8 protein-coding genes and 1 pseudogene are annotated in these 11,317 nt (G+C 72.8%); 3 read left to right on the top strand and 6 right to left on the bottom strand.

Annotation, left to right across the window (positions count from 1 at the left end; genetic code table 11):
* From VIU94_RS20305 to VIU94_RS20295, 3 genes and pseudogenes are all read left to right on the top strand, one after another.
* Positions 1–590: pseudogene (locus VIU94_RS20305) on the top strand (serine protease); the annotation flags it as partial.
* A gap of 31 nt (positions 591–621) precedes the next feature.
* Positions 622–1,575, top strand: a complete 954-nt coding sequence (locus VIU94_RS20300; protein ID WP_331913254.1) for a bifunctional riboflavin kinase/FAD synthetase — start codon at positions 622–624, stop codon at positions 1,573–1,575.
* Between the two features lie 337 nt (positions 1,576–1,912).
* Complete coding sequence (locus VIU94_RS20295) at positions 1,913–3,046, top strand: type III polyketide synthase (RefSeq protein ID WP_414720978.1); 1,134 nt, start codon at positions 1,913–1,915, stop codon at positions 3,044–3,046.
* Between the two features lie 63 nt (positions 3,047–3,109).
* Here VIU94_RS20295 and VIU94_RS20290 read toward each other — a convergent pair whose 3' ends face one another.
* The 6 genes from VIU94_RS20290 to VIU94_RS20265 all read right to left on the bottom strand — a co-directional run.
* Complete coding sequence (locus tag VIU94_RS20290; RefSeq protein WP_331913252.1) at positions 3,110–4,075, bottom strand: ABC transporter ATP-binding protein; 966 nt, start codon at positions 4,073–4,075, stop codon at positions 3,110–3,112.
* A complete protein-coding gene (locus VIU94_RS20285; RefSeq protein WP_331913251.1) occupies positions 4,072–5,037 on the bottom strand; it encodes an ABC transporter ATP-binding protein in 966 nt (321 codons plus the stop codon). Before VIU94_RS20285 ends, VIU94_RS20290 begins: the two co-directional genes overlap by 4 nt.
* Positions 5,034–5,918, bottom strand: coding sequence for an ABC transporter permease (locus VIU94_RS20280; RefSeq protein ID WP_331913250.1), 885 nt, complete (start codon positions 5,916–5,918; stop codon positions 5,034–5,036). Before VIU94_RS20280 ends, VIU94_RS20285 begins: the two co-directional genes overlap by 4 nt.
* On the bottom strand, positions 5,915–6,982 hold the full coding sequence (locus tag VIU94_RS20275) for an ABC transporter permease (protein WP_331913249.1): 1,068 nt from the start codon (positions 6,980–6,982) through the stop codon (positions 5,915–5,917). The genes VIU94_RS20280 and VIU94_RS20275 overlap by 4 nt, the downstream gene beginning before the upstream one ends.
* Before the next feature lie 3 nt (positions 6,983–6,985).
* Positions 6,986–8,836: an ABC transporter substrate-binding protein gene (locus tag VIU94_RS20270; protein ID WP_331913255.1), complete on the bottom strand. Its 1,851-nt coding sequence runs from the start codon at positions 8,834–8,836 to the stop codon at positions 6,986–6,988.
* Positions 8,837–9,025: 189 nt separating this feature from the next.
* On the bottom strand, positions 9,026–11,317 hold a 2,292-nt coding region (locus VIU94_RS20265), incomplete at its 5' end, for a MinD/ParA family ATP-binding protein (RefSeq protein ID WP_331913248.1).

Raw genomic sequence — 11,317 nt, 5'->3', positions numbered from 1 at the left:
GCGCCGCCGAGCTGGTCCGCGGGTACGCCGAGCGGCACCCCGACGGCGCCGAGCACGTCGCCGCCTTCGCCGACCGCCGGCTCGAGGACGGGCCCGCCGCCCGCGCCGTACTGTTCCCGCTGGTCAGCGGGGTGCTCCGGGACGGGGACGTACAGCTCCGGCAGGCCCTTGCCCCAGTGCTCGCCGCGCCCGGCACGGGGGCCTCGCGTCACCTGCGCGCCGAGCTCCTCGACGTACTCCTCGATCTCCTCGACCACACGCCCGAGCCGGACGTCCTGGACGCCCTCCTGTACGCCGCCGCGCACGGCTCCGCGCGACGCAGCGAGCCACGGACGCGGGCCCTCGTGCACCGCACCGGGCTCCTTCTGGTCCGCACCCCCGAGGGGGCCACCCGTTTCGATCAGCGGCTCGTCGCGCTCGCCCGCGAAGTGCCCGGCTTCGCCGCGCTCGTGGCCGGATGGCCGGCCGCCGCGCCCCGGGAATGGGCCGCCGTCGTCGGCCCCAGCGCCCGCCGGACCGTCGAGAGCCTGGGCAGTTCCATGCCGATGCCGACCGACGGCCCCGGGCATGGCAGTCTTAGACCTGCGTAATCGGCGAACAGGCGGACGAGGAGCGGTCACAGTGCAGCGCTGGCGTGGCTTGGCGGACATCCCCCAGGACTGGGGACGCAGCGTCGTCACCATCGGCTCCTACGACGGGGTGCACCGAGGGCACCAGTTGATCATCGGGCGCGCGGTGGAGAAGGCCCGCGAGCTCGGCGTGCCCACGGTCGTCGTCACCTTCGACCCGCACCCCAGCGAGGTCGTCCGCCCCGGCAGCCACCCGCCGCTGCTCGCCCCGCACCACCGGCGCGCTGAGCTGATGGCCGAGCTCGGCGTCGACGCCTGCCTGATCCTGCCGTTCACCGCGGACTTCTCGAAGCTGTCCCCGGCGGACTTCATCGTGAAGGTGCTGGTCGACAAGCTGCACGCGCGGGCCGTCATCGAGGGCCCGAACTTCCGCTTCGGCCACAAGGCCGCCGGCAACGTCGAGTTCCTGACCGAGCTCGGCCGCACGTACGACTACGAGGTCGAGGTCGTCGACCTGTTCGTCAGCGGCGAAGCGGGCGGCGGCGCGCCGTTCTCGTCCACCCTGACCCGCCGCCTGGTCGCCGAGGGCGACATGGACGGCGCCGCCGAGATCCTGGGCCGCCCGCACCGCGTCGAGGGCGTCGTGGTCCGCGGCGCGCAGCGCGGCCGCGAGCTCGGCTACCCGACGGCGAACGTCGAGACCCTGCCGCACACCGCGATCCCGGCGGACGGCGTGTACGCCGGCTGGCTCACGGCGAACGACGAGCGGATGCCCGCCGCGATCTCGGTCGGCACGAACCCGCAGTTCGACGGCACCGAGCGGACCGTCGAGGCGTACGCGATCGACCGCGTCGGCCTGGACCTGTACGGGCTGCACGTGGCCGTGGACTTCCTCGCGTACGTCCGCGGGATGCAGAAGTTCGACACCATCGACGATCTGCTGGAGGCGATCGCGGACGACGTGAAGCGCTCCCGCGATCTGATCGAGGCGTACGACCAGGCGTAGCGGCCGCCCCGCCCGGGCCGACGTCACCAGGTGACGATCAGCTCCTTCGGGCCGAGGATCCGGCCCTTCGTAAACGCTTCTCCCGGTGGTGGGCCGCGGTCGCCGGCGGTCGCTCTCCGTGCCCGGTCGCCCTGTGCGGAATCTCCGCGGGCACCTTCCCCTTGATCGTCCGGGCCGCGCCGGCGGGCCGCGACTGCCGCCTGAACGGCCGAGCCGAACCACCCTCTCGTCACACTCCGTCGCGCCGACGGGAGTTCCCCGGTTGCGGGCCGAAGGACCTCGGATGAGTGTGGGCCGCAGCTCACAGCTCATGCGAAGGAACGAAGGAGAGAGCGTCGTGGCCACCCTCTGCAAACCCGCCGTGTCGGTACCCGAGCATGTGATCACGATGGAGGAGACGCTCGACCTCGCCCGCTCCCTCCACAAGGATCACCCTCAACTCCCGCTGGCGCTCCGGCTGATCGGGAACACCGGGGTCACCCAGCGTCACATCGTGCAGCCGATCGAGGAGACCCTGCGGCACCCCGGGTTCCAGGAGCGCAACGAGCTGTACGAAGCGGAGGCGAAGGCGCGGGTGCCGGCGGTGGTCCGGGCGGCGCTGGGCCATGCGGAGCTGCGGGCGGCCGACATCGACATGATCGTGTACGTGTCGTGCACCGGGTTCATGATGCCCTCGCTGACCGCCTGGCTGATCAACACCATGGGCTTCCCGAGTCACACCCGGCAGGTCCCGATCGCCCAGCTCGGCTGCGCGGCAGGCGGCGCGGCGATCAACCGGGCGCACGACTTCTGCCTGGCGTACCCGGACGCCAACGTCCTCATCGTGGCCTGCGAGTTCTGTTCGCTGTGCTACCAGCCCACGGACCTGGGCGTCGGCTCGCTGCTGTCGAACGGGCTGTTCGGCGACGCGGTCGCGGCGGCGGTGGTCCGCGGGCACGGCGGCACCGGCATCAAGGTGGAGCGGAACCACTCGCACCTGGTGCCGGACACGGAGGACTGGATCGCGTACAGCGTGCGCGAGACGGGCTTCCACTTCCTGCTCGACAAACGGGTGCCGAAGACGATGGAACCGCTCGCGCCGGCGCTCCACGAGATCGCTCGGGCGCACGGCTGGAACGCGTCCGGGCTCGACTTCTACATCATCCACGCGGGCGGCCCGCGGATCCTGGACGACCTGAGCCACTTCCTCGAAGTCCCGCCCGAGGCCTTCCGGTTCAGCCGGGCCACGCTCACCGAGTACGGCAACATCGCGAGCGCCGTGGTCCTCGACGCGGTGCGCCGGCTCTTCGACGAGGGCGGCGTACGGGACGGGGCGCGGGGCATGCTCGCGGGCTTCGGCCCGGGCATCACGGCGGAGATGTGCCTGGGCTCCTGGGTGACGGCGCCGGTGGTCGCGTCGAGCCTGAACATCCGCCGGGTGGTGGGCTACCGGCCGCGCGCGGCCCAGCCGGCGCTGAGGGGCGCGCGCTGACGCGGGCTGCCCGCGAGCCCCGCGGCCGCCGGGGCCCCACCACACGTCGTGGCGGGGGCCCCGTCACTCTTCGGACGACCAGTGGCAGGCCGCCTGCGCCGTGGCGGCCCCCGGCAGGATCGCCAGCGGCTCCGTGCGGCAGCGGTCGGCCACCGCGGACGCCTTGCCCGTCGCCAGGACGTGGCAGCGGGCGTGGAAGCGGCAGCCCGCCGGGATCCGCGACGGGTCCGGCGGCTCGCCCGACAGGACCACCGCCGGCTCCTGCGACTCCGGGAGGACCGACAGGAGCGCCTGGGTGTACGGGTGCCGCGGGGCCGTCAGGACCGACTCCACCGTGCCCGTCTCCACGATCCGGCCCAGATACATGACCGCGACCCGGTCCGCGATGTTCCACGCAAGGCCCAGGTCGTGGGTGACCACCAGGGCCGACAGCCCCAACTCGTCGCGCAGTCGCAGCAGCAGGGCCAGGATCTCGCCGCGTACCGACGCGTCCAGGGACGCCACCGGCTCGTCCGCGACGATCAGCTCCGGGCCGAGCACCAGCGCACCCGCGATCACCACCCGCTGCCGCTGACCGCCGGACAGCTCGTGCGGGTAGCGCAGGAAGAAGCGCTCCGGCGGCCGCAGCCCCGCCCGGGACAGCGCCTCGGCCACCGCCGCCCGCTCGTCCCCCTCGTACCCGTGGATCCGCAGGCCCTCCGCCACCGCGTCGTACACCGTGTGCCGCGGGTTGAGCGAGCCGCTCGGGTCCTGCAGCACCAGCTGCACCCGCTTCCGGTACGCCTTCAACGCCCGCGACGAGTACCCGAGCGGCTCCCCGCCGAAGGTCACCGCCCCCGCCGTCGGCCGCTCCAGACCCAGCAGCGTCCGCGCCAGCGTCGTCTTCCCGCACCCCGACTCGCCGACCAGCGCCACGATCTCGCCGGCCCCGATCTCCAGGTCCACCCCGTCCACCGCCCGCGCCGGAGGCGCGCCCCGCCGCCCCGGGAACGCGACATGCAGCCCCTCGGCCGTCAGCAACCCGCTCACGCTCCGCTCCCCACGTGCACGCAGGCAGCTCGGCGTCCCGCCCCGGCCTCCCGCAGTTCCTGGTCCTCGACCCCGCACGCGTCCACCGCCACCGGGCAGCGCGGATGGAACGTACAGCCGTCCGGCAGCGCCGCCGGGTCCGGCGGATCGCCCGGCAGCCCGCGCGGGGCCCGCCGCGAGGCCGCGTCGCCGATTCTCGGGAACGCCGACGAGAGGGCGCGCCCGTACGGATGCGCCGCCGCGTCGTACACCTCGCGCGCCGGCCCCTCCTCCACAATCCGCCCCGCGTACATCACCGCGAGCCGGTCGCAGGTGTCCGCGAGCACCGCCAGATCGTGGCTGATCATCAGCAGCGCGATGTCCTGGTCCGCGACGAGGCGTTCGATCAGCCGCAGGATCTGCGCCTGGATCATCACGTCGAGCGCGGTCGTCGGCTCGTCCGCCACGATCAGCCGCGGATCGCAGGCCAGCGCCATCGCGATCATCACCCGCTGCCGCTGCCCGCCGGAGAGCTCGTGCGGGTACGCGTTCGCCCGCGCCGCCGGCAGCCCGACCTGCTCCAGGAGCTCGACGGCGCTGCGCCGCGCGGCCGCCGGCGTCGACCGGCCGTGCACCAGCAGCGGCTCCGCGATCTGCTCGCCGATCCGCTGCACCGCGTTCAGCGAGTGCATCGCGCCCTGGAAGACGATCGACGCCCCCGCCCACCGCACCGCCCGCAGCCGCCCCCACTTCATCGCGAGGACGTCCTCCCCGTCGAGCAGGATCTGCCCGGTCAGCCGCGCCGAGGCCGGCAGCAGCCGCAGCAGCGCCAGCGCCATCGTCGACTTCCCGCAGCCCGACTCGCCCGCCACGCCGAGCTTCTGCCCGGCGGCCAGGCTCAGGTCCACCCCCCGCACGGCCGGTACCGCGCTCGCGCCCGAGCCGTACGTCACCGTCAGGTCGCGGATCTCCAGGAGGCTCAACGCCCCACCCCCAGCTTCGGGTTGAGCACGGACTCGATCGCCCGCCCGCACAGCGTGAACGCCAGCGCGACCAGCGCGATCGCGATCCCGGGCGGGGCCAGGTACCACCAGTGCCCGGAGGAGACCGCGCCCGCCTCCCGCGCGTCCTGGAGCATCCCGCCCCACGACACCACGGTCGGATCGCCCAGGCCCAGGAAGGCCAGCGTCGCCTCGGTGAGGATCGCGGCCGAGATTCCGAGCGTGGTCTGCGCCAGGACCAGCGGCATCACGTTCGGCAGCACATGACGGGTCATCACATGACCGTGCCCGCCGCCCAGTGCTCGCGCCCGCTCGATGTACGGACGGGACTCCACCGCGATCGTCTGGGCCCGCACCAGCCGGGCCGTGGTCGGCCAGCTGGTCACCCCGATCGCCAGGATCACCGTCCAGATCGACCGCGACATCACGGTGGCCAGCACGATCGCCAGGACCAGCGCCGGCATCACCAGGAACCAGTCGGTGATCCGCATGACGACCGTGGAGAACCAGCCGCCGTAGTGCCCCGCGACGATCCCCACCAGCGTGCCGATGGCGACCGACAGAGCCGCCGCCAGCAGTCCCACAAGCAGCGAGATCCGCGCGCCCCAGACCAGCAGCCCGAGCAGCGAGCGCCCGAACTGGTCGGTGCCGAGGGGGAATTCGCCGCTCGGCGACTCCAGCGCCGTGCCCGGCGCGTTCGTCACCGACTGCACGTCCGCGCCCACGATCAGCGGCGCGGCGACCGCGAGCAGCGCGATGAGCGCGAGCCCCGCCAGCCCGTACAGGCCGGCCCGTTGCGCCCGGTACTGCTGCCAGAAGCGGGTCGCCGACGCGCCGCGGCGTTGCCAAGCGAGAGAGGTCATCGGCCCACCCGGGGATCGAGCGTCGGATAGAGCAGGTCGGCCAGCAGGTTCATCAGGATCATCGCGCCCGCGAAGACCACGAACAGGCCCTGTACGAGCGGCAGGTCGGGCACGCTCAGCGCCTGGTAGAACAGCCCGCCCAGGCCCGGCCAGGAGAACACCGTCTCGACCAGGATCGAACCGGCCGCCACATGGCCCAGGTTGATGAAGACCATGGTCACCGTCGGCAGCAGCGCGTTCGGCACCGCGTGCCGGCGGCGCACCGCGTCGTCCCGCAGCCCCTTCGCGCGCGCCGTCGTCAGATAGTCGCTGCCCATCTCGTCGAGCAGCGAGGACCGCATCACCAGCAGCGTCTGCGCGTACCCGACCGCGACCAGCGTCAGCACCGGCAGCACCATGTGGTGGGCGACGTCGAGGACGTACGCGAACCCCGTCTCGCCGCTGCCCGACTCCATCCCGCCGGTCGGGAACAGCCCCGGCACCGGCCCCATGCCCACCGAGAACACGATGATCAGCAGCAGCCCGAGCCAGAACGCCGGCACCGACCACAGCGTCAGCGCCACGCCCGTGTTCAGCCGGTCGCCCAGGCTGCCGTGCCGCCACGCGGAGCGCGTGCCCAGCCACAGCCCGAGCGCCGAGTAGAGCAGCACCGCCACCCCGGTCAGCAGCAGCGTCGCCGGCAGCTTCTGCGCGATGAGCTCGCCGACCGGCGCGCGGAACTGGTACGACATCCCCAGGTCGCCGCTCAGCGCCTTCGCGCAGTAGTCGGCGAACTGCTGCCACAGAGGCAGATCGAGCCCGAACTGCCTCCGCAGCGTGGCCAGTTGCTCGGCCGACGTCGGCACCCCGTGGGTCATCGCCTTGACCGGGTCGCCAGGGATGATCCGGAACAGGAAGAAGCTGGTGACCAGGACGGCGAGCAGCGAGACGGCCGCGCCGCCGAGCTTGCCCGCCGCATGGCGGAGATACGCGCCGGCCGTGCCGTGCGACGCGCCGTCCGCGGCGCGTCCCGCCGTGCTTTCCGGGGGACGCGCCACGTCGGCGGGAGTGCTCGCCGTCGTCACGCGCTACTCGCGGTCGTCTGCGGTGGCGCGGCGGCGACGGGCGGCCCAGAGACCCACCCCGACGAGGATGATCGCGGCGGGGCCGATGATCAGCCAGATTCCGGCCGAGGAGCCGGAGTCCTCTCCGTCGGAGCCGCCGCCGGCCGGCTCGGCCGACCACCAGCTCCAGTAGCCGTCCTGGCCGTAGATGTTGCCCGCGGCCTCCGGCATCGTCGTGATCGACGCGATCTGGTCCGTGCGGTACGCCTCGAGGGCGTTCGGGTACGCCATGATGTTCATGTACCCCGTGTCGTACAGCCGCGACTGCATCTGTTTGACCAGATCCGCCCGCTTGGCCGTGTCGTACTCCACCGACTGCTGCGCGTACAGCGCGTCAAAGCTCGGGTCGCAGATGAAGTTGTCCGTCGCGCCGGAGTCCTTGGGCGTCGCGGGCAGCGCGCCGCAGGTGTGGATGGACAGCACGTAGTCCGGGTCCGGGTTGACCGACCAGCCGTCGAAGGCGAGGTCGTAGTCGCCCTTCACCCAGGGGTCGGAGACGCTGTCGAGGCACTCGACCTTCAGCGCGATGCCGAGCTTGCCCCACCACTCCGAGAGGTACTTGCCGATCGCCTTGTCGTTCGGCTCGGTGGCGTGGCACAGGATCCGGAAGGCCAGCGCATTGCCGTCCTTGTCGAGCCGCGGGCCCGCGCCGCTCTTCTTCTTGTAGCCGGCCGCTTCGAGGATCTGCTCGGCCTTGGCCGGGTCGTACGCCAGCTTCTGCGTGGCGGCCGGCTTCCAGAAGTACGAGCCGAAGCGCGGCGGGATGTAGCCCTCGCCCTCGACTGCGTGGCCCTGGAAGACCTTGTCGATGATCGTCTGTCGGTCCACGGCGAGGAAGAGCGCCTTGCGGACGGCCGGGTCGAGGAGCGCCGGGTGGCCGTTGCCGAACTTCTTGCCGTCCTTGGCGCGGGCCCCGGGGTTGGTCGCCAGGGCGAAGAAGCGGCGGCCGGGCGCGTCGTTCACCTTGATGTTCTGCGCCGACTTGAGCGCGGCGGCCTGCGCCGGGGTGAGGTTCGGTACGAACGACACCTCGCCCTTCTGCAGCGCCGCGACGGCCGCGTCGCCGTCCTTGTAGTACTTGAACACCAGCTCGTCGAACTTGGGCGCGCCGCGCCAGAAGTTCTTGTTCGGCTTCAGCTTCAGGTACTGGTCGACCTTGAAGTCGGTGATGACGAAGGGGCCGTTGCCGACGATGGGGAAGCTCTGGTCGTTGTTGAACTTCGAGAAGTCGCCGACCTTCTCCCAGACGTGCTTGGGCACGATCGGCACGTCGAGCGCCGTCATCGTGGCCTGCGGCTTCTTCAGCGTGATGACGAGGGTCCCGGGGTCGGGCGCGGTGACCTTCGCGAAGTTGGCCGTGAAGCTGCCGTTCGCGGTGGCCGCGTTCGGGTCGGTCATCATCTTGTTGAAGGTCCACGCCGCGTCCTCGGCGGTGGCCGGCTTGCCGTCGGACCACTTCGAGTCCTTGCGGATCGTGTAGGTCCAGGTCAGCTTGTCGGCGGAGGGCTTCCACTCGGTGGCCAGGCCCGGGATCGGCTTGGCGTCCTTCGCGTCGTAGTTGGTGAGGTACTCGTACGCCAACCGGTGGATGCTGGTGGTGAGCAGCTTCTGGGCGAGGAACGGGCTCAGGGAGTCGACGCTCTGAGAGACGGCGACGGTGAGGACCTTGCCTCCGCTCTTGGCGTCGCCCTCGGCGGGCGGCGCGGCCTGGGCGGCCGCCGGGGCGGCCAGCGTGGTGGCGGTGACGGCGGCGGCGAGGAGCAGTCGCGTCAGCGGGCGTTGTCGGACCGTGCGGGATGGAACCTTCGTGACCATGACCATAGGACTGACCTCGCGTCGCAGATCTTGGGGCGCCAACTGGTGAAGCGAAGGTCTATCAGCGACGACGGGAGTCGTCAACGATGACTCGACGATGGCTCAAACCCCTTGTGGACTGCGGGAATACGACGAGGGCCCGCACCGTGCGAACGGTGCGGGCCCTCATTGGCATAGACCTCTGAAGCGCTACTGCTGAGGGGCTGGCGGCGCCTGCGGAGGAGCCTGCGGGGGCTGCTGCTGCGGCCATCCGCCGGGCTGGGCCGGCGCCTGAGCTTCCGGCTGGGCGCCGGGGGCGGGCGGGGTTGCGGGCGCGCCGTGACCGGGCTGGCCGGGATGCGGCTGGCCGGGGAAGGGCGCGCCGGGCTGGCCGGGCATGGGCGGCTGGGCCGGGAGCTGCTGGCCGGGCATGGGCTGGCCCGGCAGCGGCTGGCCAGGCATCGGCTGCTGGCCAGGCATCGGCTGACCGGGCATCGGCTGCTGGCCCGGCTGCGCGCCGGGGGCCTGCTGCTGCCAGCCCTGCGGGGGCTGTCCGGGCTGACCCGGGCCGCCCGGCTGCTGCGGGTACGGCTGCTGACCGCCGTACGGCTGACCCGGCCCCGGCTGCTGCGGGGCGTACGGCTGACCGGGCCCCGGCTGGCCGGGCTGACCCGGGACGGGCTGGCCCGGCTGGCCCGGCTGACCCGGCTGGCCCTGGTGGCCCGGCATCGGCGGGGCCATGTGCGGCGGCATCTGGCCCTGCGGAACGCCGGTCCACAGCCCCTGCGCCTGCTGCGCCCGAGGGAAGTCCTCGGCCACCATCGCCGACAGGTGGAAGTACGCCTCGCGGGTCTTGGGTCGCATCATGTCGAGGTCGACCTCGGCGCCCGCCGACAGGTGCTCGTCGAACGGCACCACGACGACGCCGCGGCAGCGGGTCTCGAAGTGCGACACGATGTCGTCGACCTTGATCATCTTGCCGGTCTCGCGGACCCCCGAGATGACCGTGATCGAGCGCTGCACCAGCTCCGCGTAGCCGTGTGCGGAGAGCCAGTCCAGCGTGGTCGAGGCGCTCGACGCGCCGTCGACCGACGGCGTCGAGATGATGATCAGCTGGTCGGCAAGGTCGAGCACCCCGCGCATCGCGCTGTACAGCAGACCCGTGCCCGAGTCGGTCAGGATGATCGGGTACTGCTTGCCCAGGACCTCGATCGCCCGCCGGTAGTCCTCGTCGTTGAACGTCGTCGAGACGGCCGGGTCCACGTCGTTGGCGAGGATCTCCAGGCCGGACGGCGCCTGCGAGGTGAACCGGCGGATGTCCATGTACGAGTGCAGGTACGGGATCGCCTGCACCAGGTCACGGATGGTCGCGCCGGTCTCGCGGCGGACCCGGCGGCCCAGCGTGCCCGCGTCCGGGTTGGCGTCGATCGCCAGGATCTTGTCCTGCCGCTCGGTGGCCAGGGTCGCGCCGAGCGCGGTCGTCGTCGTGGTCTTGCCGACGCCGCCCTTCAGGGAGATGACCGCGATCCGGTAGCAGGAGAGCACCGGCGTGCGGATCAGGTCGAGCTTGCGCTGCCGCTCGGCCTCCTCCTTCTTGCCGCCGAGCTTGAAGCGTGCGGCGGCCCCGGGCACCCGGCTGGACTTGGGCTTCTGCTTGTTGTTGCGCAGCAGACGGTCGGACGACAGCTCCACCGCGGCGGTGTACCCGAGCGGCGCGCCGGGCACGGACCGCTCGCGCTGGTCGTGCGTGACGGCCTGGGGCCACGCGGCCCCGGTGCGCGGGTCGATCGGCGGCTGCTGGCCCTGCGCGTTCGGGTCCTGCGGGGGCACCGCGCCCGGCTGCGGGAACCCGTAGCCGGCCTGCGGGTGAGGACCGGGCTGCTGCGGCTGGCCGGCCTGGGGAGCCTGCGGGGGCAGCGGCTGCGCGGGCTGCGGGAAGCCGTAACCGCCCTGCGGCGCGGGCGCGTTGCCGTCCGGGGCCGGCGGCAGCGCGTGGGGCTGCGCCGGAGCCGGCAGCTGGGCCGGGGCCTGCGCCTGCGGCGGAACCGGAGTCAGCGGCTGACCGGGCTGCCCCGGCTGCGGGAAGCCGTAGCCGCCCTGCGGCGGTACGGGTCCGGGCGCGCCGCCCGTCTGCTGGGCGGGCCACGCCGGTACGGGCGCGGGGGCCTGCGGCGGCTGGTCCGCACCGGGCTGACCCTGCTGGGGGAAGCCGTAGCCGCCCTGGGGGTTCTGCGGCGGCACGTCCGTACCCGGCTGTCCGGGCTGCGGGAAGCCGTAACCACCCTGGGGCGCGGGGTTCTGCGGCGGCACGTCCGCACCCGGCTGGCCCGGCTGCGGGAACCCGTAACCGCCCTGCGGCCCGGGGTTCTGCGCCGGGGCCGGCAGCGCCGACTGGTCGTTGCTCGGCGCCGAGGCGGGCCACTGCGGTGCGCCCGTGGGCGCCGCGGTCTGGAAGGCCGGCGGCAGAGGCGGCAGCCCGCCGCCCTGCGGGGCGGGCGAGAA

The organism is Streptomyces sp., assembly GCF_036566765.1.
Classification (GTDB): domain Bacteria; phylum Actinomycetota; class Actinomycetes; order Streptomycetales; family Streptomycetaceae; genus Streptomyces.
Note: the sequence above shows the minus strand (reverse complement) of the source record. Positions and strands in the feature narration are given on the sequence as shown.

Excerpts from the sequence above, each read along its gene's own strand:
- VIU94_RS20280 (WP_331913250.1), bottom strand. The coding sequence starts at position 5,918 with ATGACCTCTCTCGCTTGGCAACGCCGCGGCGCGTCGGCGACCCGCTTC.
- VIU94_RS20270 (WP_331913255.1), bottom strand. The coding sequence starts at position 8,836 with ATGGTCACGAAGGTTCCATCCCGCACGGTCCGACAACGCCCGCTGACG.